Genomic DNA, 25,224 nt, shown 5'->3' on the forward strand with positions numbered 1-25,224 from the left:
CCGGTCCTGCCGGTCCAACTGGCGCTACCGGTCCTGCCGGCCCGACGGGTCCAACGGGTGCTACCGGCGCTGCCGGCCCAACGGGTCCGACGGGTGCTACCGGCGCTGCCGGCCCAACGGGTACTACTGGTCCTGCGGGTGCTACAGGCGCAACAGGTGCTACCGGTCCTGCCGGTCCAACTGGCGCTACCGGTCCTGCCGGCCCGACGGGTCCAACGGGTGCTACCGGCGCTGCCGGCCCAACGGGTCCGACGGGTGCTACCGGCGCTGCCGGCCCAACGGGTACTACTGGTCCTGCGGGTGCTACAGGCGCAACAGGTGCTACCGGTCCTGCCGGTCCAACTGGCGCTACCGGTCCTGCCGGCCCGACGGGTCCAACGGGTGCTACCGGCGCTGCCGGCCCAACGGGTCCGACGGGTGCTACCGGCGCTGCCGGCCCAACGGGTACTACTGGTCCTGCGGGTGCTACAGGCGCAACAGGTGCTACCGGTCCTGCCGGTCCAACTGGCGCTACCGGTCCTGCCGGCCCGACGGGTCCAACTGGCGCTACCGGTCCTGCCGGTTCAACAGGTGCTACTGGTCCTGCCGGCCCAACAGGTGCTACTGGTCCTGCGGGTGCAACAGGCGCAACAGGTGCTACCGGGCCTGCCGGTTCAACAGGTGCTACTGGTCCTGCCGGCCCAACAGGTGCTACTGGTCCTGCCGGCCCAACGGGTACTACTGGCGCTACCGGCCCAACGGGTCCAACTGGCGCTACCGGTCCTGCCGGTCCAACTGGTACTACTGGTCCTGCCGGCCCAACAGGTGCTACCGGTCCTGCCGGTCCAACTGGTGCTACTGGTCCTGCCGGCCCAACAGGTGCTACCGGTCCTGCCGGTCCAACAGGTGCTACTGGTCCTGCCGGCCCAACGGGTACTACTGGCGCTACCGGTCCTGCCGGCCCAACGGGTCCAACTGGTGCTACTGGTCCTGCCGGCGCAACAGGTGCTACTGGTCCTGCCGGCTCGACGGGTGCTACTGGCGCTACAGGTCCTGCCGGCGCAACTGGTGCTACTGGTCCTGCGGGTGCAACAGGCGCTACTGGTCCTGCGGGTGCAACAGGCGCAACAGGTGCTACCGGTCCTGCCGGTCCAACTGGTGCTACTGGTCCTGCCGGTCCAACGGGTCCAACTGGGCCAACTGGTCCTGCGGGTGCAACAGGCGCTACAGGTGCTACCGGTCCTGCCGGCCCAACGGGTGCTGCAGGCGCTACAGGTCCTGCCGGTCCAACTGGCGCTACCGGTCCTGCCGGCCCGACGGGTCCAACGGGTGCTACCGGCGCTGCCGGTCCGACGGGTGCTACCGGCGCTACCGGTCCTGCCGGTCCAACTGGTGCTACCGGTCCTGCCGGCCCGACGGGTCCTGCGGGTGTTGCAGGTATTGCGGGTGTCACCGGAGCAGGCATAGCGGCCTATGCAAATGTGTATAATCTTGCTACACTTGCCGACGCAACAATAATTGGCGGAGCAGATGTACCGTTTAGTAATAACGGACCGCTAGTAGGAGTGACCCATACCCCGGGAACAACATCAATAGTGGTTCCATCAACAGGTAGCTATGAAATAATTTATAATCTTTCCATTTCAGCCGGAATAGGAGCATCCATTGCAATTGCGGTTAACGGAACCGTTAATGCAGCTACTCAAATATCAGCTTTGGTTGCTACCGGTGAACTGAGCGGCAATACAATCCTGTCCCTCACCGCAGGAGATGAGATCACATTGCGCAACAATTCGGCAGTTGCACTCACATTAACTCTTGCACCAAATGTAAGTGCCCAAATGGATATTCTTTTACTGGATTGATTACTCTTTTAAAAGCCTCTGCCCGTATCGCGGGCGGGGGCTTTTTCCCTGATTAACTCCCGGGGCGAACGAATATATATATCTACAACTTTTTAGCAACATTTTCCTTCCATTAGAATAAACTAAGATAGCAACGTATGAAAGGATTTAGCGTTTATTAGACTCAAGGTCTTTATAAACCGGGTACTATATGATAACTATAAGTCTTTGCATGATTGTAAAAAATGAGGAGGAAACCCTTGGCCGCTGTTTGGATACAGTTAAGGACATAGTAGATGAAATAAACATCGTAGATACAGGTTCAACTGACAGAACCAAAGAAATTGCACAGCAATACACCGACAGGATTTATGACTTCCCCTGGACGAACAGCTTTGCAGAAGCCAGAAATGAATCCTATAAATATGCCACAAAAGACTACATATTATATCTCGACGCAGACGATGTTCTCCTGGAAGACGACCGGGAAAAATTCAAAAAGTTAAAGGAAACCCTTGACCCCTCTGTTGATTCGGTGTCCATGTATTATAATGCAGGAATTGATGAATTTGGAAATGTAACTCTGAGATTTCGGAATAATCGCCTCGTAAAAAGAGAAAAAAATTACCGCTGGTATGGTGATTGCCATAACTATCTGGATATCCACGGTAAAATCATCAACTCTGATGTTGCCGTTACCCATAAAAAGCTGCGCCATTCGGTTGGCCGTACCGTTTCAATATTCGAAAGCAAGCTTGCCAGGGGAGATACTTTTTCTCCAAGGGATTACTTTTATTACGGCAATGAATTAAGGGAAAACGGCCGCTTCCAGGAAGCTATCGACAACTACGACAAGAACCTCGAAATGAAAGGCGGTTGGGTAGAAGATAAAATCTTTGCCTGCATTTATAAAGGCGACTGTTATCGCTCATTAGGAGATAAAACCAAAGAACTTGCTTCCCTGTTTCAATCCTTTAATTACTCCCCTCCCAGAGGTGAAGCCTGCAGCCGGATAGGCTACAATTTTCATACCAGGAGAGATTATAAAACAGCAATCTTCTGGTATGAGCTGGCAACAAAGCTATACCCTGATCCTGATAGATGGAGTTTTGTCTATATGGCTTATTATACCTGGTATCCACATTTACAGTTATGCGTCTGCTATTACAGAATTGGTGACTTTCAAAAGGCACACGAGCATAATGAAGAGGCCGCAAAATACAGGCCCTCCGATCCCAGCGTAATTAACAACCGGCGGCTTTTTGAAAGGTTATTTCAAAAAAGTGATGCCGAACAATAAGTTTTTAAATTACACTGAGCCGGTGTCGGAAATTTTTCCGTGCACCGGCTCTCCTGTATCTCTCTTTTATTTATTGAATAAAACCTGATAAAACAAGCTCTGTAACCTTTTACGCATATATCTACGGAAGCTTGTTTCCGGCTGCTCTATAAATTTCATACCATTCAGGCCTTGTCAGTTCAACTCCCGAAGCCTTGCATATATCCTTCAATCTGGAAGCACTTGTTGTACCAACAATAGGCTGCATTTTTGCAGGATGCCTTAAAAGCCATGCTATAGCAATAGCCGTATTTGTAACACCCTTGGCTTCTGCCAGTTCATCAATGGTCTTATTAAGTTCGGGGAATTTGTCATTATTTAAGAATACTCCCTCAAAAAAACCATATTGGAAAGGTGACCAGGGTTGGATTGTGATATCATGTAACCGGCAGTAATCCAGTATACTTCCATCTCTGTCAAAGGAACCGGGGACATTCATATTGACATTTATTCCTGTATCAATCATACCGGTGTGCATTATACTAAACTGGAGCTGATTTGCCACCAGCTTCTGACTCACATATTTTTTCAACAAATCAATCTGCATCGGATTTTGATTGCTTACTCCAAAATTCCTGACTTTTCCGCTGGATTGCAGGATGGAAAACGCCTCTGCCACTTCCTCAGGCTCAACCAGTGCATCGGGGCGATGCAGGAGGAGTACGTCAATATAATCGGTTTTCAGGCGTTTCAGACTGCCGTCAACTGCTTCAAGTATATGCTCTTTTGAAAAATCAAAATACTCTTGCCTGATACCGCACTTTGTCTGGATAATAAGTTTTTCTCTGATTGCAGGTTTCATCTCGATAGCTTCTGCAAACATTTCCTCAGACTTTCCCCCTGCATAAATATCAGCGTGGTCGAAAAAATCTATTCCCTCTTCCAGGGCCGTATTTATAAGCACTGCCGCATCCTTTTTCGAAAGCTCTGTTATCCTCATACAACCAAGAGAAATTTCAGATGCATTTAAAGCTCCGCCAATACTAATTTTTTTCATCAAAACACCTCTTTCTTATATTTTCTAATTTATCCATGTAAATACTAAAATTGTTCTCCATAACTCGAATTCTATACCTTAGAGTTTACTATAAGTCAATACTCTTATAAATTTTAAATATCTCTTGACCTGAAGTATAATATAAGTGTAATTTAGAAATAGAAAAGTTAAAGGGGGTATTTTTTTGGAATACACTATTAAACAGGCAGCTGAAAAAATGAACCTTACAGCGTATACACTCCGGTATTATGATAAAGAAGGATTACTTCCCTTTGTTGTCAGAGACAGCGCGGGTAACAGGCTTTTTACCGATAACGATATCGAATGGCTTGGACTTATCTGCTGCCTGAAAAATACCGGTATGCCAATAAGACAGATAAAAAAATTCATCCAGGGAGCGCTGGAAGGTGATCACACTCTTGAAAGCCGTGTAAAAATGCTGCTGGAACATAGAAACCATGTGTTAAGACAAATGGAAGAATTAAATAAAAACCTGGATAAAATCAATCACAAGATAAAACATTACGGCGGCTGTCTGGAGGAGTATAAAAAACAGAATATCCAGTCTGTACACGCCAATTAGCCATGTCAGTCATCTTAAATTTATGGTATTAAAAACAACATTAAAGAATGGGGTGTGGCAAAACTGACACAATTGAAATATATGCGGAAAATTATATTTTGCGGCACCCCATTTTACCATATTTAAGGGCAAAAAAGGAATAAATATCATTGTCTATTTTTGTGTTGTAGCAACAGCAGCAGCTATAGCCGCACCCAATCCGGAACCGTCTTTTACCAAACGGATTCCGATATTTTCAGCATCCTGCCCTAAAGCGTCGGCAAAAGCTTCTTCCATCAGTTTTGGCGCCTTTGGCATCTTTTCATATATGGTTCCGTCTATTGCTATAATATGCTTGTTTTTAACTCTGGTTCCGTCGTTTTCCTGATGGAACAGGATACCAAGGTGAGAAGTGGCGACAAGTCTTACAGTTCTCTTTAAAACAGCTTCTGAAATACTCTTTATCAGCTCGGCGTCAACCATAGTGCAATTGTAATGTTCCGTGGTCTGTGAGGGATAGAGTATAAAGTTTTCCACCATCAGCGCATTAAAATTCTGGTTGAAAAAAGTATTTGTATCAGTATCGTCATTTGCAAATAACAGTTTTTGATTGTACAGGTCCTTGCAGACTTCCTTAACAATACTTCCCATGTAGTATCCCGACACCATTTTCTCCAGCAGCTGTAAGCCTGGCATCTGGCTGTTCTTGTCTATAATCTCATCATATTTTGTAACAGGAAGCCCCACATTATAGTTACCCGACTCAAGATTCACTATCATTTTTCCGCCATTGATGGGATGATTATTTTCCAGATAACAGGTGTTATGCCCTGTTCCCATGATTGAGCCGATATCTGCATCCTGATAACTGTACATTGCAACAAGCAAAGTCCCCACCGTATCATTCAGTATGGCAACCGGCTCAATGTTTATATTTTTTGCCTTCAGGGCATCTGCAAGAAGTTTATTTATATTCTGACCCTCTACGCCCGAGGTGGTAATCTCTTTTGTCCAATGTATCAAATATGCTTCATTTATGCCTTCCTGCCTGCATGGAAAAGAAAAGGTATTTCCAAGATACATGCTCTCTCCAGGTTCAGTTATCCCCGCCATACATTCGGCCATATAACCAAAGAGCTGGCTTGCATCAGTATTTGATTTTGTGAGGTCAAAATCTTTTTCCTTGTTTATAAGCTTTTCTTTTATCTCTGCAAGCTTTTCAAAATTGCCGTCTTTTATCCTGAACTTTGTACATCTAAGATTTGTCCCCCCCATATCCATAGTCATAAATACGCCATGTTCTTTGCCCGTGGGCTTTCCGATATAGGAAGGTAGCATTTTCAGACAGGTTTTTTCTCCTTTAAGACCGGCTTCCATTGTTTCCTTAAACAGTCCCGCAATTCGAAGCATGCTGTCCTTGTCGATTTCAAATTCTTTTAGTACATTATTTACTACATCGTTATTGAACCCCATATTGCACCTCTTATATTATAGATTTAAATTGGCATCATAATTATTCTATTATTCTGATTTTATTTTATATATGCCGTTTGGTCAAGCAAGAATGCAGATTTTATTCGATCTGTCTGACTATCATACTATTTATATATGACATAATCTTCAGGAGTTGATCGGTTCTTTCATTTTCATAAAATATTTCCAGTTTTTTATCCGTGTTAAAAACATATTTCATTTTCATACCTTTTCCGGTGGCTTCCAGAGCAATATTCTTCAACGCTCTCAGAGGAATATGAATCAGATCTCCTGTAACGTTGTGATTCGGCCTTGAGTTGTTATTTTCCATAAATATAATTATTTCCTGTTTGCAGACAACAGTAAAATGCGCATGAGTCATAACCTTATTGAAAAGTAAACCGGGATGATGGTACACTTTCTTCTGTTTCAGGCTGCACAGCACCGAAGCCCTATCAATTACTGCATTTTTTGCTAGCAAAGCACCGGTATATCTGTTTTCCTCGGTATCTGAAAAGGCTATATCCGAATAATCCACCTTTTCAGTTATAAAAGTGTTTTCAATTAATTTTTTACGTAATTCAACCAGTAAGCCGTTAACAAACTCATTTACGTTGGAATCGAAAAAAATCCGCTCTTTTAAACCATTCCTATAGTCTATTGATATACAATATGAATTAGGCTGGCCTTCGTTTACCACATAGTTTATATCCTCAAAACCTAAATTCATTTTTGATATACTGCCGTTGATATTCTTGATGATTACCAATTTTGTGCTATAAATCATTATAAGCTTTTCAAGCAATTCATCCTTATTAGCGATCAGATTGGAGCACAGCACTATCTTATGGGGCTGGAGCTCATCCTGGCCCAGGCGCCGGTAATACTGCGGGAACTTGTCTTTTAAAATTTTGATATCAATAATGGGCTCTGCAGTGACAGCCCTATCCGATGAAATCATAATTTACTCCTCTTAATCCGCATTCTTTCATTATAAATATCACAAGTATAATTGTACAAAATTATATAATTTTTGTAAAACATTTAATTATAAGTTCATAAATTAACAATATTTTCTTCACAGAATCTACTTATTTGGATTGTATTATATTGATGTAGCAGTAAAAATAATCCAGTATCAAGACAGGAAGGTGTTTATTTGTGAAGAAGAGCATAAGTATTCTCTTAATATCTTTATTTATATTCTCCCTTGCAGCCTGCGGTTCCAATAATTCGCCGGCAGCCGCAGCTGACAGCAGTACGGGCGGCCGGATGCAGGTACAGGCTGCCGACCTTACAGGTGAGGTAAGTTCAGTTTCAGATAATAAAATTACATTGAAGCTTATAAAAATGCCTGCCTTCGGCAGAAACGGAAGAGCTCAGTCAGATAACAGCAACTCATTTTCAGACAGACGGTCCCCTGAAGATAGTGCTGCAAACTCTTCAGCCAGCCGGCCGAAGGGAAGCAATAGTGCTAATCCGTCAGGAAATCAATCGCAGGAAAGAGGTCAGCGTCCTCAAAGGACCGTTGAATATACCGGTGAGACAAAAACTGTCACCATTCCTGGTGACATCAAAATAACAGAAGCTGGGAGAAGACAAAGCGATGACAGCGGAAACGGGCAGTCAGCACTGAGCGTTTCAGATATAAAGGAGGGTGATGTCCTGCAAATCTGGTATTCTCAAGATAACGGCGAAGCAATTTCCAGAGTGGTCTTGATGCGGTCCTTGACCGGTTTATCAGACAGCAATGAGGATCAGACGAATGATACAAACAAAACCGGACAATAGATATTATGGTTTAAAACTATTTTTTCTTGCCAGAGTTAATATAACTGTTGTACTTTTCAACACCCTCGGTTATCCCTGTAACTATTTTGTTCTGATATGAATCGGAATTCAGCAGCCGGTCCTCCTCAGGATTGGTCATGAAGCCCATTTCCAGCAGCATAACAGGTATTTTAGACCAGTTGAAGCCGGTGAGGTCGGTACTCTTTACAGTTCCTGCCGATTTTGCCTTTGTATTTTTAAGAACACCCTCCATTATATACTCTCCGGCTTTCGCACTTTTTAGGAGCATGTCTTTATCCTTGATATATTTATCACCCGGAACCATCATAAGTACTCCCGAAGCCTTTTTGCTTTCGGAGCCGTTTGCGTGAATCCTTATTGTCAAATCTGCGCCTGATTTGTTCCAGAAATCCGTTCTCTCTACATTCGTCATGTTGCAGGTGTGAGTTTCCCTGACCATTATTACATTGGCACCCTTGTCGGCCAGCGCTTTCTTCAGCTTTAGTGAAACAGTCAGATTGAGACTTTCCTCTGTTACCTTTGTCACCACACCAGTTGTTCCGCTTGCAGTTGCCGCTTTCATAACCTTGGAGCCGGGGGCAAGAGGTTCAGTTTTTTTAACTTTTTTTGTCAGTATGCCGTGTCCCGGGTCAATGCAGACCGTTAAGCCGTCAAGCGGTTTTGTTTCCCTGGCTTTAGCCTCGCCCTTATCCTTGTCCGAAGAATTTTTTACAGCCATCTCTTTAATTGTATTTGAAGCCGCTTTATTTTCATCAGTCATTGCTGCTTTCCTTTCGAGAACTACGGTTTCAATGTTTGTACTCACGGAGACAGCCTGTCCTGTATGCGTCTGCGGACTTCCATATGAACAACCTGTAAAGGAAGTCAAGAGTATGCTTAACAATAGGATACCAACGATTTTTTTCATAAATGAAATTCCAGCTCCTGTTTACTTATAATTTGGTCATATATCGAGTTGATTTAACGCGTTGTAACAGCTAGTAGATCGATTATTTCACCAGTAAAAACAGTTTCTGATCATACCGGTACTTCCATACCAACTTCAAGCCATAGATTGCACACAAAGTACTTACTTGAAATAGTACGGTTCAAAACAAGTATTTTCCCGCCGTCGCAGCAACTCGACCATCCGGGTCTCGCGTGCTGCTCAAATTGACCTCATGTCAATTTGACGGCAAAAAAACTTGTTTTTCACCTACAGATTTCAGCAAGCACTTTTAATCGTGCTAATTTATAGCTTGAAGTTGTACTCGCGTACCTGTATAATCGGCAAAACTGTTCAGTTATAAAGTTCATCGATAATTTAACCAGTAGTCTGTAACATCTAAAACGTATATTGTCCGGCGAGGAAAATTTCTTCAGGACAAGGCGGAGGAGAACAGACTACTAACACAACGATTAAATTTATTTATATTATACCAAATCAACAAAAAGTAAAACTGAAATTTCTCAAATTACTAAAATACAAATTTTATTCATAGGATTTATTGCTTGGCAGCCTCCAGAGCCATCATGGCTGCACCGTGGGCGGCGCCGGCTTTTGGACACACGCATTTTAAGCCGGGGAATTCCTGCGATACCTTTTCAGTCAGCGTATTTCCGATATACCTGTCTTTGGTAAGTATGCTTCCGGAAAATGCAATTTCTCCACTATACAAATCAAGCTTTTCAACAACAGGCTTTACCAGCTTGAATAATTCATCACTGCATTTATGGGAAATAGCCATAGCTGCACTATCTCCATTTATGCATGCGTCGGTAAGGTTTGGCGCCAGCCTTGCAATATCCCTCTTATTGATTTCTTTACTATATATATAGCCTATAAGCTCTTCAACCGAATTGATTTTCAGTTGTGAAAATACCATATCTGTAAGTGCGGTGGCCTCTCCTCTTCCGTCATAGGCCCTGACTATCGCGCTCAGCATATCCCTGCCTATGGCATAACCGCTGCCCTCATCATCAATCAGGTACCCGAAGCCGCCTGTCCTGTGCTCAATTCCATGCCTGTTTCTGCCATAGCAGATTGATCCCGTACCTGCAATCAGGATTATTCCAACATCTTTTCCGAGAGCCCCATGGAGTGCTGTCTGATGGTCTCCCGATATAATAAGCCTTCCGGAATATCCACTGCTGACAATTGCAGCTTTCAAAGTCTCCCGTGCCAGGGCATTGCTAATACCTGCCGCGCCGGCACAGGTACATGCGCATTCACTTGACGGACCTGTTTCACTGAATATTTTTTTAAAAATGTATTTCAAGTTGCTTTCAACATTGGTCACTGTTTCGCCATTTATATTAATTGCGCCCGATTTGAACTGGCTTAATACATTTCCCTGCAGGTCACACACAACCACTTCGGTTTTTGTTCCCCCGCCATCCAGCCCTATGACAAATCCGCCCACTTCAACACCTCCTATATATCTACCGGTAATTTGCCGGCCGGTATTATACTGCCTTTGAATATTTCAGAAAGTATATCAAAAATCTGTGTTGTATATTCGTATGCTGCCAGTTTATAGGCTCTTTCGTCAATGCTGCCCAAATCATACGGATTTCTTAATGCCACTGCAATCACATTTTCATTATTCCCGCACAGCCTGTTGACCAGCTCAAGCTGCCCGGGATTCAAATGACCGTTGTAGGTTCCGTAAACAACAGTTTTATGCCCTTCTGCTTTTTCAAGTACCTCTTTAATTTCCTCTGCCGTTGGATTCACTGATGTCAGCAGGAACTGCCCGTCAAACTCCCGGGCCATATATTCAGGAAAACTAAAGCTCTTATCGGCTGAGCTGGATGCCAATGTGGATCTGCCGGCATAGCTCCCTATGAACAGAGTATTGCTGTCAACAGGGGGGATGCCTCTGCCTTTGGCGCCAACGGATGTTATGCTTTTTTCACGGATATCTGCCGCCAGGGCTTTGTGCCCGGGACATCCAACAATGGCTATGTCGTCTCCGCCATATCCGTCAGCATGGTATTTCCTTTTAAAAGCAATTATTTTTTTAACCGATTTGTCAATTGTCTCTACCGGTAATTCTCCGCTTTGAACTGCCTCTTCCATCAATTTGACTGCTTGTTCGACAAGTTCCGGAGTATGGGATATGCATACTATGTTCACTCCTGCCTTTACCGCCTCCAGGGCACCTTTTGCCGTACCGTAATACTTTTTGACCGCATCCATTTCAAGGCAATCCGAAAATACAAGTCCTTCAAAGCCAAGCTGCTGCCTTAACAAACCGGTTATTATCCTGTGAGACATGGTGGCCGGTTTATTATTATTTTCTATTTGCGGAAATAGTATGTGTGATGTCATTACAGCCTCTGCACCGTTATTTATGGCATTATGAAACGGAACTATTTCATTCGACATAAGTTCCGACAATGATTTGTCTATAACGGGAAGGCCTATATGGGAATCCACCGCCGTATCGCCGTGGCCGGGAAAATGCTTTATTATGGGGAGGACCTGTGCGTCGATCAGGCCCTTCATCATTTCCATTCCAAACCCGGAAACCTGTTCCTTGCTGTCCCCAAAAGCTCTGACGCCTATTACGGGATTGTTCCTATTTGAGTTTATATCCAGAACCGGCGCCATGTTCACATTTATACCAAGGGCTCCAAGCTCCCTGCCTGTGGCATGTCCGGCCCTGTATGCGTTCACGGGATCAACTGTTGCTGCTATTGCCATAGCCCCGGGAAAAATTGTCGCATCCCGGGGAAGCCTGGTTACCATACCGCCCTCCTGGTCCACGGCAATAAACGGCTGGTAGCCGGTATTGTTTTCAATAAGTTCCGTCAGTTCACTGCAAAGCTTTCTTACCTGGGACGAGGTTTCGATGTTATGTGAAAAAAGTATGGTATTGCCTATTTTATATTCCTCGACAAGCCTTTTATACTCGGGGCTGATATTTGAAGCAGGAAAACCTGCCATGATCATCTGCCCTATTTTTTCCCTAAGGGTCATTTTTTCCAGCATGGCTAACCTCCATACAAATGGTACTGTGCTTTTATCCTGGCAAATCCGGCGCTTTCCTGCCGGTAGCTGTCCAGTAGCCGTTCCCTGTCCATTTTTTCATTTCTGATGGCATCATCTCCTGAAAGCAGGTCGATAAACTGTCTTGTGCTACCTTTGTAGGACGGCAGAAATTCAAATTCTTCAGAGTACATGTCTTTTATCCTGAATAGCAGTTCAATCCCCGTATCCACTGACAATACACTGCTGTAATCAGTAATATGAACCTGTACGCCTTCACATTTCTCACCGTTGAATTTGGAGGCTGTAGGTTTAAAATGTACAGGCCTGAACAGCACTCCCGGAAGCTTTCTCCTATTCATCTCATCAGCCAGTTTCTGTCCGTCAATAAAAGGCGCACCTATTATTTCAAAGGGACAGGTGGTACCTCTGCCTTCCGACATATTCGTTCCTTCAAACAGGCAGGTTCCGGGATATAAAAGTGCCGTATCAAAACGTGGAATTCCCATTGTAGGCATTACCCACCTTCGTTTTGTATCTGGAAACAGCATTTTCCTGTCCCAGCCCTCACAGGGTATCACATGCAGTTTACAATTAAAATTCATTTGATCATTTGTCATTATTGCAAATTCTCCGATTGTAAGCCCATACCTCATGCAGAGCGGGTATGCTCCTACAAAGGATTTAAACTCCGGTTTCAATATGTTTCCTTCAACGGTCACACCATCCAGAGGATTGATTCTGTCCAGAACTGCAAATTCCCTGCCGCTGTTTGCACAGTCCTCAAGTGCATAAAGCATTGTATTTATAAAAGTAAAATACCTTGTTCCCACATCCTGTATGTCATACACAACAATGTCCACCAGGTCCAGCATTTCCTTTGTCAGACGTTTGGAGTCCTTTCTGTAAAGACTGTAAACCTGCACACCCGTATAAGGATCCAGGTAGGTATCCACAAGAGCTCCGGCTTCAATGTCCCCGCGGACACCATGCTCCGGTGAGAATAATGCGGCAAGCTTATATTTTTTGTGAAATATACTTATTGTTGAGTTAAAATTATTATCAACACCGGAAGGTGAGGTTATCAGTCCTATTCTCTTACCCTTGAACAACCTGTTATACTTGTCTGTTTGTTCCAAACCGTTTAATACCATTTTAACCTCCACTTTTACCAGGTATATAAACCCGGCCGGATTGACTCCGGGATATTAAAGCGAATCCTTTATAACCTTCATGGTTTCGGGTGCTATGGCAAAACACTCGGCTCTGCCTTTTCTGGCCTCTATTCCTCTTACTCTGCTCAAATGCGTGTAATATTCCAGGTACGGGAAAGATTTGCTGCCTGTCACAAACCAGTGTGTAGCCACTGCCTTTTGCCATAATTCAAACCCTTCGGTGATATCCATGTAAATATAAGGCTTGAAATCTACGGCATCCTCCCAGTTTTCGGCATAGTAAAGTCTCGATGCGAAAAAAGCAGGATTTTTACGTTCAAAAAACGGATTTCCTGCAAAGAAGCGGGCATCGTTCACTATTCTGTGAGTAGCCATATGATCCTTATGCATGCTGTTTTTAAAATGGGTTATTATCACATTGGGTTTAACTTCCCGGATTACATCGCATACCTGATAACGAACGGTATCATTGTCAGGCAGTTCGCCATCGGGATAATCAAATACGACAGCTCTGCCTCCAAGCATCTGAGCAAAAGCCTCTGCTTCACGCACCTTTTGCTCACGGTAGGCAGCCAGGGACATATCGGCCGGAGCTCCCTTTTCACCTGCGGTAAGTGCCAGCGTCACTATCTGATCGCCCCTTAGTGCATGGGTTGCCAGAACGCCGCCTGCTGTGAGTTCCATGTCCCCCACATGACCGCCTATTGCTAAAATCGTCATTTTGTTATCGCTCATAATTCCTGCCTCCATTCTTTTCTCATTACTGCAAATTCTCTGACCTCTTTGAAACCCGCCTTTTTATAAATGTTTATGGCAGGGTTTTCAATTCCGGTGTACAGTGACATATAGTCAGCCCTGACTTTAATAAAAGCCTCACACAGCTTGAAAAACAAAATGCTGCCGAGACCATGCCCTTCATGTTCCTGATTGACTCCTATTCCGGCAAAATATCCCCGGCCCGATTCCTGACGTATTACAGGACCTGCGAAACCCACGGCCTTGCCGTCCCGGGCAGCTATCACCACCGGAATACCCTGGCGGGTGCATTCCGCAATTTCCTTCTGCCATAATATATTATCAAAGCCGTGAAGCATTTCTTCTATGCCTGTATGTTTGGAATTGTCAAAAAGAGCCACTTCATAACCTGCTGCTTTAGCCTTTGTTTCTTTTTCAAGAATGCTCTCAGGCATGATGAATTGAGACAAATCCAAATACATGGCGCACTCACGGGTCCGTTCGGCATACCCGTTTTCCAGCAGTCCCTTGTGGAAGAAGCTGCCTGCAAATGCACCCGGCGCATTGTTGTGCTCATGCCTGGGTGTACCGGGGATGTACCAGGGCAGCAGCATTGGGTTGAAGAAAAGCACCTCCGCCTGTTTTTTTCCTTGCTCCAGAAAGGAAGCCTCAAGCTGTTCAAGGAGCAGCCTGAAATTTTCCTGATTTTCATATTTGCTGTCCAATATGATGCAGGTGATATATCCCGACTTATCCCCCAGCGGAAGATCATCTCCGGTACATCCGCATGCAAAGCCTTTTACACCATCAATGTCCAGAACAAAAGTATTATCCCGCTTAAAATACCTGTTTTCACTGAAAATATCTTTAAAGCTGCCTGCATCCAGTTCCTTATAACCGTCCCGAACTGCAGCCCTGTTCCATAAATCAATTATTTCAGCATCATATTTACTGTCATACTTAACGATCATAGTAAGCCTCCATTCTGCTGCCACCCAGCGTCACAAATAGTCTGTCCTGCAAGTAAATCATATAATTCCCATATTATAAAAGCCGCTTGTATTACAGGCTTATCTTTCCCATAACCACCGCTTTGGAAGCCCCGGTGACTCCCGGAATATTATTTGCTTTAGCCGCAACAGTATAGTCGGCAAGTATGGCAAAAGCTATGGCTTCCTTGGCATCACTGCTGTATCCCAGCTGTTCCTGGGTATAGGTCTGGACATTATATGCCGACATTTCGGTTTTTATATAATTTACAAGTGTATTGTTGTAGCTGCCTCCGCCGCCCAGGACAATGTAGTCGGCACTGCACCGGGGCTTTATATACCTTCTGTAGGAATCAGCTATGGACCATGCGGTAAAATATGTGACGGTAGCTATCCCATCCTCATTTGATATATTATTCTCCAGCATATATTGATAAACCATTTCTGTGTAATCCTTGCCGAACAGCTCTCTGCCGGTGGATTTGGGCGGCACCGCATCAAAATAGGGATTGTTGATAAGTCTTTTCAGAAGACTGTCATTTACTGTTCCCTTTTTAGCTATTTCTCCGCCCGGATCATAAAGCAGCCTTCCTTTTGAAGTTTTTTGCACAAGACCATCTATTATCATATTTCCGGGTCCGGTATCAAAAGCGGATATCTCCCATATATTTTTCCCCGCAGGAATTATTGTTATATTTCCGATTCCTCCTATATTCTGGAGCAATACGTTTTTTCCCTCATCACTGTATAGCAGATATTCGGTAAACGGCACCAGCGGCGCCCCCTGGCCTCCTGCCGCCATATCCGCCACCCTGAAGTCGGATACACAGGGTATTCCTGTTCTGGCAGATATAACGGCACCTTCCCCTATCTGGACGGTATATCTGATATCATAACCATCTTCATTTGAAACCTGGGGCTGATGATACACCGTCTGCCCGTGGGAACCGATGAAATCTATATCCTCCGCCTCCAGGCCGGCTTTTTTTATTACCTGGAGGGCCGCCTGGGCAAACAGCTCTCCCAGCAGAAAATTCATATAGCCCAGCTTGTCAACCGTAGATGTATCAACATCAAACAATTCCATTATTTTTTTACGGACACTGCTGCTGTACGGAATATTTTCAAATGCGCATAATTTAATTTTTATTCCAGCATTTACAGTAATTATTTCGACGACTGCGGCATCTATTCCATCGACTGAAGTCCCTGACATAAGGCCTACAGCCCTTCTTACGGTTTTTCCGGCTATTCGTTCAAGCATGATCTCAACTCCCGAAACATTCTGTCTCTAATTCTGGGGCAGCTTTTATCCCTTTACGGCACCTACCGTCACTCCCTGCAGGAAGTATTTCTGCAAGCTGAAAAACAGTATGAACATAGGTATCGCGGAGATAGTTGCTCCTGCCATCATAGGTGAGAAATATGTGGTATTTGCAAAACGGAAATTCTTTAACCCAACCTGGATGGTCTGCATATCCATTGTCTTGGTTACCAGGAACGGCCAGAAAAATGTATTCCAGTTTTCCATAAAGGTCATAATGGCCATTACCGCAAGTACTGTTTTTGAAAGGGGAACAATGATTTTGGTAAATATCTGGAACTGGTTGCAGCCTTCAATTTTTGCACATTCTATTACTTCAGTAGGAAGTGTTGACATAAACTGCTTTGCAAGGAATATGTTATATACTCCGCAAAGGGTAGGCAGCATAAGTGATGCATAGGTATTTGAAAGATTAAAAATATTAACAATCAAAATATATAACGGTACCTGTACAACCTGATATGGAATCATCATCGCAATCAGCAGCAGGAAGAAAAGCCATTTCCTGCCCGGAAACTTTATCTTTGAGAAGGCGTATCCCGCCATGCCTGCAAATACCACATTGGATACTGTGGCAACCGAAGCGATCAGAAGCGAATTCAACAGCCATCTCACTGAATATTCACTGTAATTGAAGAAAAATTTGAAGGAATCCAGTGTAAATTTTGTCGGAATCAACGAATAATTTACCGCTCCGGCTTCTATGGGATCCCCGAACGAAGAGATAATCATAAAGTATATTGGAAATAATGTGGCCACAGCAAATAGCAGGAGAAATGCGATGGATATACCTTTATATATTATCTCGTGCCTCTTGTTACCGCCGTAACTCTTATATAGTGACATGTTAATAATCCTCCTTCTCACCCGGCAATGTATGAATCTATATGTTACAGAGCATTAGTATTCAACATCATCACCCAGCACCTTGAACTGGAATATGGATATAACTGCAATTATTGCTGCCAATACAAGCGACTGTGCAGCGGCTATTCCGAATTTGGAATATTTGAAAGCGTTGTTGAATATGAGCAGTCCCACCATGGTTGTCGCATTGTTGGGGCCGCCTCCCGTCATCATGTAGGCATTCATGAACACCTGGAAGGAACCTATTATTCCCGTTACCAGAAGGAATAATGTTGTAGGCTTCAGAAGAGGGATAATTATATATCTGAGCTTTTTTATAAAAGTTGCTCCGTCCAGATCTGCGCTTTCAAAAAAGCTGTCGGGAATACCCAATAAAGCGGCCAGATAGATTATTATACTTGTACCATGGCTTGACAGCCATGACATCAATAGAAGTGACAGCATTGCTGTATTGCTTGATCCCAGCCAGTTCTGGTTACTGATTCCGAACCACCCTATAATGGTGTTTAATATTCCCTGAGGCATGGGATCAAATATCCACAGCCAGACTACCGAAAGTGCAACTCCGGAAGCTACTACCGGTAAATAATATATGGCTTTAAAAAAAGTCTGGAGAGATTTCTTAAGCGGATATATCATTACTGCAATAATAAAGGAGATAAATAATGAGACAGGTACTGAAAAAACCGTATATGTTACTGTATTTACAATTGATTTGCCGAAAAGCTTATCCTTCAGCAAACCAGCATAGTTTTCCAAGCCAATCCATTGTGAACCCAATGGTTTAAATTCCTGAAAGCTTATTATAAATGCGCTTATGACAGGATAAAGAGTAAACATGGCAAAAACAGCTAATGCAACTGCTATAAATACGTATCCCCAGAAGTAATCTTCATTGAATTTGAATTTTCTCTTTTTAACCTCATTTTTGCAATTATTCATAAGCCCCTCCCGAACCTTGTTACATCTATCTTCCGGTTTTAATTTCCGTCCAGCATATTAATGAAGTCTTTCAAGCCGACCTTACTAATATACTGGACAGAACCTTGATATATTATTAGTCTTTAACTATGCCATCCTCGCCGAAGGCTGCAACAGCAGCTTCTTTTACTGCTTTGTACATATCCTCGGGAGTTATTTCATTTGCCAGTAATGCCTGGAATTTTGGAATTATTACTTCATCCTCGATTTTTATTGCTTTTGCTCCAAGGTCGGTTGGAATATCAGGACGGGCCGGTGCTGCAATCTTCAGCATGTTTTGAACAGCTGTTTCGTTGTCAGGATTTCTGTCAATTTTCATTGACTTGGCTGCCTCATTGGCCGACTTGGTAATATGTGCAACAAACAGGTCATTGTTAGTCATTGCTGCCACTTCTCCAGAAGCCATATAATATGCCGCTTTTACAACATTATCAACATGAGCTTTTGTAGGTTCGTTCTTTCCGCGGAAGGTTACATAACCGTCAACAGCAGGTGTTGAAACAGCCTGTGCTCCTGCAAAGCTTGGTATGGGAAGTACGATGTAGTCTACTTTTATACTGTCTTTAACAGCACTTCCGTCTTTTGCATCAATCTTGGCATTGTTCTTGTTAGCTGAATTTTCAAAGGTTGCAAGTCCTTTTCCTGTTATCATGGTCTGTCCTGTCAGGAACATGTTCCAACGCTTTCCTGCATCAACCGAACTTAATTCCTTTGGCATTGAACCGTCATCGATCAAAGTTCTCAGCTCTTTGAGCAGCTCAAGATAGTTTTTGCTTGTATATGCATATTTCAGATCATTTGTGAAAGAAGAAGGCATTCCGGCCGATTTCACCATTATTGAAAGATAATCCTTTGCTGCAACTCCTGCACAGGCGAATACAAAACCGTAGCGCTTGGTTGCATTTCCTTCCTTTACCACACCTTTTTTGATGGCATCCCTGAACTGATCAAAAGTCCAGCCGTTCTGCTGAATAGATTTGTAATCTATTCCTGCCTGCTCAAGGTACTGCTTGTTACCGCCGATAGCATGTATTTCCATGTATGCCGGAAAGCCGTAAAGTCCATCTCCGTTTTTCATATAATTTAACGGGCCCTCATCAAAATCGGATATCATATCAGCTGTCGCAATATCCTTTATATTCATCAGAAGTCCGGTATCAACGTACTTGGATATTCCGTCGGCACCTATAAAAGCTATATCGGGAGGACTGCCGGCATTAACCTGGACATCCAGCTTTTGAGTCATATCTTCCCAGCTGGCAGGTTCTATTTTCAGAGTAAGATTTGGATACTTGGTATTAAAATCCTTGCTGAACTTATTAAAGTTGTCCTGATAAGTTGCCGAGACAGGCGGAAGCAATGCTGTAACTGTATCTGTCTCTGCCGACGTATTGCCTGAAGCCGAGTTCGTACTTGCTGCGCTTGAACTGTTTGCTGCATTATTGGAATTTCCGCAGGCTGCTGCCAGACCCACAATCATCACTAATGCCAGCATTAAGCTTGTGATACGACTGAATTTTTTCATAATATCCCTCCAAAATTTTTTTAATTTAACTTACCATTGGCACTTCATGCCTGTTGGTAAACTTTAGACTTTTTTAGCCACATCCCTAATTGCTTCTTTTAACCTGCCATTGTTTTTTTCCAGCAGTTCCTCTGCTTCCCGACGGTTTAATCCTGTTTCAATCATCATAATGGCCAGCTTTGCGTTCATTTGGGCCATATCCAGATATCCGGCAGCAGTCTCGTCTGTCACGCCTGTTACAGTACTTACAATGCGTTTTGCCCTGTCCAGAAGTTTTTTATTTGTTGCTTTCAAATCCACCATCATGTTACCGTATACTTTTCCTAGTTTTATCATCGCTGTGGTTGTTAACATATTAAGTACGAGCTTCTGGGCTGTTCCTGATTTCAGCCTGGTTGAACCTGTTATAACCTCCGGCCCCACAACTACTGCAATGCAAATATCACACTTCTCTTCAACCTTTGTATTGTAATTGTTCACAATACCTATTGTTGCAGCCCCGCAAATCCTGGCCTCTTCCAGTGCTCCCAGTACAAACGGTGCACTTCCGCTGGCCGTGATGCCTGCTACAACGTCTTTCGCCGTAATACCGCATTCCCTTACAAGCTTTGCACCTCCGTCAAAGTCATCCTCACATCCTTCCACTGCTGTTCTTAAGGCAATGTCTCCTCCGGCTATGTGTCCCTGAACCATTTCAGGATCAGTCCCAAAGGTGGGCGGACATTCCGAAGCATCCAGAACACCCAGTCTTCCGGAAGTCCCGGCACCGATATAAAATAATTTCCCACCATCTTTAAGCGAATTATAGATGATATCTACAGCTATCGAAATGTTTGGAATCTCATTTTTAACTGCTGCCGGTACTAACATATCCTGTTGATTAATGATCCTTAGCATTTGATCTGTTGAGCACTCATCTATTTCCATGGTTTCCAAGTTCACTTCTTCTGTCGTCAGTCCAGCAAAATAATTCTCCAAAATAACCCCTCCACGCCTTTGTTTCAAGCTATTGTTCATTTCGTTGTATATGTTGTATATATTCTATGAATTTTATTATATAGTATCCAAATGTTATGTCAATATATTTTTAAAATTTTATTTTTTATTAAAATTATATTATGACATTTTATTTCATACAGGGATGTTTTTTGACCCATTTTTTGATGGGTCAAAAACTTAATTTCTTTGTTTATTAAGTATGATATTATGTGTTTTACTGAGATATTTTCTTACGTTCTGGTATTCCGCACTTGCAACACCTGCAAAAAGAATATCAATAGTATTGAGCATTGCTATCCTGGACCCCATGGCACCGCTTCTGATGGTCACCTCAGGTGTTGATATGTTCAGTACAACATCGGCGCCCTCTGCAAGATAGCTCTTACTGTACCGGGTAATTGCTATTACAGATGCTCCCATTTTTTTTGCCACTTCCAGGGCATCCAGTATTTCTACCGTTTTGCCTGAGTTTGAAATAACAACCGCCACGTCACCTTTTTTAAGCAGTGTCGCTGCTGTCAACTGACTATGGCTGTCTGTATACGCATGGCACATTTTATTTATACGCATGAATTTCTGCTGGGCATCCATGCAAACCAGCCCCGAGGCACCTATACCATAAAAGTCGATTTTCTGCGTCTTTATCAGTAATTCTACTGCCTTTTCAATTTCAGACCGGCTTATTACCTTTAGAGTGTCCTCAATGGACTTGCAGTTATTGAGAGATATGTTATTAATTATTGTTTGCAGGTCGTCTCCAGGCTGGATATCGGTGTACTGGTCGGTCTCCTCCTCATCCATTGAACCAAGGGAAGTTGATATGCTTACAATAAACTCTCTGTAGCTTTTATAACCTATTGTTTTGCAGAATCTTAATACCGAAGCATCACTTGTCTTGCTTCTAATTGCCAGTTCCTTGATTGACAGGCTGGGAATTTCATAAGTGTTTTCCAATATATATTCCGCAATTAGTTTTTCTACCGGGGTAAGGCTTTCCTTAATCTCTCTGAGCTTCAGCAGAATATTGTCGTTTGGCGGCATAAAATCACCAACTTTCTTGTGTATTAAATTCCTCTGTTACATTTATAATAATATCATGGATGTAATAAAATTTCAATATAAAATTTTTGTTCGAAATTTTTATTGCAAATTCTCAAGGATTAGTTCTATAATAAGAGCATACCCGATCCTTTAATAAGGTTTAAGGCAGGGAGAGAATTTTCATTACAGTTTTGTGGTCGCTATTGCGGCTCAAAGCCATAATATGGCTTAGGAGGTTAATATGGGAAAACTAAAAATTGCTATAATAGGTTCAGGCAGTACCTATACACCCGAATTGATCGAAGGCTTGATAAAACGGAAAGCCGAACTTCCTTTAGGAGAATTGGTGCTTATGGATATTGACACCAGAAAGCTGAATATTGTCGGAGGCCTCTGCGGCCGGATGATAGCAGCGGCAGGTATCGACTGTAAAATAACACTGACGGAGGATCTGAATACTTCCCTGATCAATGCGGATTTTGTCCTCTGCCAGATAAGAGTGGGCAAACTTCCTGCAAGAGTACTGGATGAGAAGATTCCTTTAAAATATAATCTGATAGGTCAGGAAACCTGTGGTATAGGGGGCTTTTTCAAAGCCCTGCGGACAATACCCGTAATGCTTGGCATAGCCGAAAAAATGCGGCAGCTCTGCCCCGAGGCCTGGCTTATAAACTTTTCCAATCCGTCAGGTATCATATCTCAGGCAATTCTTACAAATACAAAAGTTAAAATGATGGGTCTCTGCAATGTGCCTTTTAATATGTTTAAAAGCGTTAAAGAAACCCTGGAGCTGAAAACGGCTGATATTGAATATGTGGGACTCAACCATCTCAGCTGGATAACCTCAATAAAAAGCGGCGGAAGGGATTATCTTAAAACTGCACTTGATATGGGTTTGAACAGTGAAACAATGAAAAATATCCCTTCAAGCGGCTTCAGCAAGGAATTTATCCAGACAATCGGAGCAATTCCGTCCTCCTATATGGAATACTATTATTACAGGGACAAGAAATTGAAGCTCCTTATGGAGGCTGAACAGACCCGCGGAGAAAAATGCGAGGCTATTGAAGAAGAGCTTTTAAGCATATACTCCAACTCGGAACTCAACACCAAGCCGGAACTGCTCTCCACCAGAGGCGGAGCAAATTATTCCGAGGTTGCGGTATCCCTGGTTGATGCAATTTATAACGATAAACAGGAAAAGCATGTTGTAAATGTATTGAATAACGGAGCTCTGGATTTTATGGGGGATAATGACTCAATAGAAATCAACGCAGTTATTGGTAAAGACGGAGCGAAGCCGGTCAGAATCACGGGTTTCAGCAATTCTCATATCATTGATTATATGAGAATGGTTAAGTCCTATGAGCGGAATACGGTGATAGCAGCCATAAACGGAGACGAAGATGCAGCCATGCGCGCTCTGCTTATGAATCCTCTGGTAGGTGACTACCACCTTGCAAAGGCATGTTTTGATGAACTTAAAGAAGCACACAAAACATACCTGCCGCAATTTTTCAATACTCTATAGAAAAGTTTTGTATTTATTTCGTAAATAACGCGTTGTGCTGATTAAATTTTTGTCTTACTTTACAGTACCCTCTATTGACAATGTACAATACGTTTTTGAATGGTTAATTAGTACAACTGGTACGCGAGGACAACTTCATGAAATAGGATGTACGGTTAAAACAATTGCGAAAAATTGTCAACGAAGGTAAAGCGGTTTTGCCGGTAAAGCAGCAGGACGCTGGCTTCAAATCGAGACAGGATGTCGAGTTTGAGCGACGGCAAAAACGCTTTAAATGAGGCGATACAATTTTAGTAATTGTTTTGGGTCATCCTTATTTTATGAAGTTAGTACGGAAGTTACCAGTTAATATAAGAATTTTACACAGGTAAAGTAATTTAGATTAATTAGTATAGCACGTTAATTAATAAAATAATTATAAAATTTAGGATTGGTGGTTGTACTATGAACAAATATGTAATTGGTGTCGATGGAGGAAACAGCAAAACCGACTATTTCCTTTTTGATATCGAGGGAAACTTTGTAGATCATTTAAGAGACGGCACCTGCAGTCATGAACGCTTTCCGGATGCTTACCAAAGCTCATTCAGGATTATGAACGAAAAAATAAATCAATTGCTGGCGCGTAATGCAATCTCCATGGAAAATATTGCTGCCGGTGCCTTTGGCCTGGCCGGTGTCGATGTTCCCATACAAAAGCAGAATCTGTCCGACGTCATAACAAGAATAGGTTTTAAGAACTTCGAGGTGGACAACGACTCCTTCCTGGGAATAAAGGCAGGTACAAGCATGGGTTATGGTGTCTGCTCCATAAACGGCTCAGGTTCTGTTGCGGGAGGAATCGATCCTCAGGGCGGCAGGCTTCAGGTTGGCGGTATAGGCAGTGAAATATGCGGAGATGAGGCAGGAGGTTTCTTTCTTGCCAGAAAGGCCGTCAGAACTGTTTATGACAGCCTGTACAGAATGAGTCCTGCCACCTCGCTTTCTAAGCCTGTTATGGAGCTGCTTGAAATATCCGATAAATTTTATTACATACAGAGAATCAGCCAGCTGACAGCAACCGGCCAGCTTCCCGTAAAGGAATTGGTACAGCTGTTGTTCCGGCATGCCGATGCAGGTGATCCCTCAGCCGTTTCAGCTGTGGAGAACTCTGCCTTGCAGCTGGCAAAATCGGCTTCGGGCTGCATAAACAATCTTTCTTTTGGGGATATGGTGGAGATTGTCCTGGCCGGCTCGGTATGGGTAAAAGCTGAAACTCCCATACTTTTTGACAAATTTAAGAAGTATGTCTCGGAATTCACCGATAAAAACTGCAGGTATAATATTTTAACCGTGCCTCCTGCCACAGGTGCTGTTCTGTGGGCACTTGAGCTTGTAAACAGTTCATTTGCCGACATCGGAACCAAGAGTAAAGTTATTGCTTCTGTGGAAGATACGATTAAGTAAGCTTGTTTATCTCCTGGGATGTTGCTTTTATTATCTATCTATAGTTTTTGTGCAAAACCTCATGTTTGTTGGCCTCCGGGGGCACGCAGCAGTAGTTTTTATAAAAAACATATTGCAGCACTAGTGGCAGACCGCAGCGCCTTTGATATAAGCTACTGTTGTGTGCTGCATTAATATAAAGGTTACTACTACAAATAAAAATGTGGTATAACTGTGTGACCCTTGAAATACATTTACTTCTTTATTGGCATTCCTAGCTTTACAAATTCTTCTATAGGAGCTATTAGACCATAGTCATTATCTACATAAATTCCTTCCAGAAAGTTTTTTTGTTGCAATATATCTTTCAAACGTTTTTCTGATGTATACGTCATTGTGATAACATGTGGATTTTTAAAAGGTATTTTGTCTAGGTCTTCCTTTTCAAAATCCATAAGAATTGTTCCTGTTTCATCATAATCATAAAATATATGATCTGTCCCAAAATCAACACAATACCGGTTTTTAATCTCCGTTACATCGTAGCAATTGATACTATTAGTATGCTTGAATGCCTTTATCTTATCAAGATTAAATTTTTCGTCTCCTATCAATAAAATCCATTTCAAAATATACTCACATCCTCCCTGTAG

Annotated in this window: 22 protein-coding genes; 6 read left to right on the forward strand and 16 right to left on the reverse strand. The window is 43.2% G+C overall.

Annotation, left to right across the window (positions count from 1 at the left end; genetic code table 11):
- Together T344_RS31620 and T344_RS0120910 are read left to right on the forward strand one after the other, a co-directional pair.
- Nucleotides 1-1,844: BclA C-terminal domain-containing protein (locus T344_RS31620; RefSeq protein WP_084331297.1), on the forward strand; the 1,844-nt coding region annotated here is incomplete at its 5' end.
- 190 nt (nucleotides 1,845-2,034) lie between these two features.
- Nucleotides 2,035-3,123 carry a glycosyltransferase gene (locus tag T344_RS0120910; protein WP_027630307.1) on the forward strand — a complete coding sequence of 363 codons (1,089 nt, stop codon included), beginning with the start codon at nucleotides 2,035-2,037 and terminating at the stop codon, nucleotides 3,121-3,123.
- A 121-nt stretch (nucleotides 3,124-3,244) separates the two neighbouring features.
- Here T344_RS0120910 and T344_RS0120915 read toward each other — a convergent pair whose 3' ends face one another.
- Nucleotides 3,245-4,159, reverse strand: a complete 915-nt coding sequence (locus tag T344_RS0120915) for an aldo/keto reductase (RefSeq protein WP_027630308.1) — start codon at nucleotides 4,157-4,159, stop codon at nucleotides 3,245-3,247.
- 184 nt (nucleotides 4,160-4,343) lie between these two features.
- Here T344_RS0120915 and T344_RS0120920 point away from each other — a divergent pair, with 184 nt between their 5' ends.
- Nucleotides 4,344-4,742: a MerR family transcriptional regulator gene (locus tag T344_RS0120920; RefSeq protein ID WP_004628699.1), complete on the forward strand. Its 399-nt coding sequence runs from the start codon at nucleotides 4,344-4,346 to the stop codon at nucleotides 4,740-4,742.
- Nucleotides 4,743-4,895: 153 nt separating this feature from the next.
- On the opposite strand, the gene T344_RS0120925 is transcribed toward T344_RS0120920, so the two are convergent.
- Nucleotides 4,896-6,194, reverse strand: coding sequence for a hexokinase family protein (locus T344_RS0120925; RefSeq protein ID WP_027630309.1), 1,299 nt, complete (start codon nucleotides 6,192-6,194; stop codon nucleotides 4,896-4,898).
- Between the two features lie 100 nt (nucleotides 6,195-6,294).
- Entirely contained in the window at nucleotides 6,295-7,155 is an 861-nt protein-coding gene (locus T344_RS0120930; protein WP_027630310.1) for a hypothetical protein, read from the reverse strand.
- A gap of 200 nt (nucleotides 7,156-7,355) precedes the next feature.
- On the opposite strand from T344_RS0120930, the gene T344_RS0120935 reads away from it, so the two are divergent.
- Nucleotides 7,356-7,985: a hypothetical protein gene (locus T344_RS0120935; RefSeq protein ID WP_027630311.1), complete on the forward strand. Its 630-nt coding sequence runs from the start codon at nucleotides 7,356-7,358 to the stop codon at nucleotides 7,983-7,985.
- 16 nt (nucleotides 7,986-8,001) lie between these two features.
- On the opposite strand, the gene T344_RS28960 is transcribed toward T344_RS0120935, so the two are convergent.
- From T344_RS28960 to T344_RS0120995, 12 genes are all read right to left on the reverse strand, one after another.
- Nucleotides 8,002-8,913 (reverse strand): N-acetylmuramoyl-L-alanine amidase family protein, encoded by a 912-nt coding sequence (locus tag T344_RS28960; protein WP_242842118.1) that lies wholly within the window; start codon nucleotides 8,911-8,913, stop codon nucleotides 8,002-8,004.
- A gap of 577 nt (nucleotides 8,914-9,490) precedes the next feature.
- Nucleotides 9,491-10,408 (reverse strand): N-acetylglucosamine kinase, encoded by a 918-nt coding sequence (locus T344_RS0120945; protein ID WP_027630312.1) that lies wholly within the window; start codon nucleotides 10,406-10,408, stop codon nucleotides 9,491-9,493.
- Between the two features lie 11 nt (nucleotides 10,409-10,419).
- The gene (nagZ, locus tag T344_RS0120950; RefSeq protein WP_027630313.1) at nucleotides 10,420-11,982 is read right to left on the reverse strand and encodes a beta-N-acetylhexosaminidase; all 1,563 of its coding nucleotides are present in this window, start codon (nucleotides 11,980-11,982) and stop codon (nucleotides 10,420-10,422) included.
- 2 nt (nucleotides 11,983-11,984) lie between these two features.
- On the reverse strand, nucleotides 11,985-13,133 hold the full coding sequence (locus tag T344_RS0120955; RefSeq protein WP_027630314.1) for an exo-beta-N-acetylmuramidase NamZ family protein: 1,149 nt from the start codon (nucleotides 13,131-13,133) through the stop codon (nucleotides 11,985-11,987).
- A 54-nt stretch (nucleotides 13,134-13,187) separates the two neighbouring features.
- Nucleotides 13,188-13,889 carry a PIG-L deacetylase family protein gene (locus tag T344_RS0120960; protein ID WP_027630315.1) on the reverse strand — a complete coding sequence of 234 codons (702 nt, stop codon included), beginning with the start codon at nucleotides 13,887-13,889 and terminating at the stop codon, nucleotides 13,188-13,190.
- Nucleotides 13,886-14,860 (reverse strand): GNAT family N-acetyltransferase, encoded by a 975-nt coding sequence (locus T344_RS0120965; protein WP_027630316.1) that lies wholly within the window; start codon nucleotides 14,858-14,860, stop codon nucleotides 13,886-13,888. Before T344_RS0120965 ends, T344_RS0120960 begins: the two co-directional genes overlap by 4 nt.
- Nucleotides 14,861-14,951: 91 nt before the next feature.
- Nucleotides 14,952-16,142 carry an anhydro-N-acetylmuramic acid kinase AnmK gene (gene anmK, locus T344_RS0120970; RefSeq protein WP_027630317.1) on the reverse strand — a complete coding sequence of 397 codons (1,191 nt, stop codon included), beginning with the start codon at nucleotides 16,140-16,142 and terminating at the stop codon, nucleotides 14,952-14,954.
- A gap of 45 nt (nucleotides 16,143-16,187) precedes the next feature.
- Entirely contained in the window at nucleotides 16,188-17,048 is an 861-nt protein-coding gene (locus tag T344_RS0120975) for a carbohydrate ABC transporter permease (protein ID WP_027630318.1), read from the reverse strand.
- Between the two features lie 54 nt (nucleotides 17,049-17,102).
- On the reverse strand, nucleotides 17,103-18,011 hold the full coding sequence (locus tag T344_RS0120980; RefSeq protein ID WP_027630319.1) for a carbohydrate ABC transporter permease: 909 nt from the start codon (nucleotides 18,009-18,011) through the stop codon (nucleotides 17,103-17,105).
- A 115-nt stretch (nucleotides 18,012-18,126) separates the two neighbouring features.
- Nucleotides 18,127-19,575 carry an ABC transporter substrate-binding protein gene (locus tag T344_RS0120985; protein WP_027630320.1) on the reverse strand — a complete coding sequence of 483 codons (1,449 nt, stop codon included), beginning with the start codon at nucleotides 19,573-19,575 and terminating at the stop codon, nucleotides 18,127-18,129.
- A 63-nt stretch (nucleotides 19,576-19,638) separates the two neighbouring features.
- Nucleotides 19,639-20,553, reverse strand: coding sequence for an N-acetylmuramic acid 6-phosphate etherase (murQ, locus tag T344_RS0120990; RefSeq protein ID WP_027630321.1), 915 nt, complete (start codon nucleotides 20,551-20,553; stop codon nucleotides 19,639-19,641).
- Nucleotides 20,554-20,751: 198 nt separating this feature from the next.
- A complete protein-coding gene (locus T344_RS0120995) occupies nucleotides 20,752-21,615 on the reverse strand; it encodes a MurR/RpiR family transcriptional regulator (RefSeq protein WP_027630322.1) in 864 nt (287 codons plus the stop codon).
- A 241-nt stretch (nucleotides 21,616-21,856) separates the two neighbouring features.
- Between T344_RS0120995 and T344_RS0121000 the strand changes: the two genes are divergently transcribed.
- Entirely contained in the window at nucleotides 21,857-23,146 is a 1,290-nt protein-coding gene (locus tag T344_RS0121000) for a 6-phospho-beta-glucosidase (RefSeq protein WP_027630323.1), read from the forward strand.
- A gap of 444 nt (nucleotides 23,147-23,590) precedes the next feature.
- Entirely contained in the window at nucleotides 23,591-24,592 is a 1,002-nt protein-coding gene (locus tag T344_RS0121005) for an N-acetylglucosamine kinase (protein WP_027630324.1), read from the forward strand.
- Between the two features lie 233 nt (nucleotides 24,593-24,825).
- Here T344_RS0121005 and T344_RS0121010 read toward each other — a convergent pair whose 3' ends face one another.
- Nucleotides 24,826-25,200, reverse strand: a complete 375-nt coding sequence (locus T344_RS0121010) for a hypothetical protein (RefSeq protein ID WP_027630325.1) — start codon at nucleotides 25,198-25,200, stop codon at nucleotides 24,826-24,828.
- Between the last annotated feature and the right edge of the window lie 24 nt (nucleotides 25,201-25,224).

Source organism: Ruminiclostridium cellobioparum DSM 1351 = ATCC 15832 (assembly GCF_000621505.1).
Lineage (GTDB): Bacteria > Bacillota > Clostridia > Acetivibrionales > DSM-1351 > Ruminiclostridium > Ruminiclostridium cellobioparum.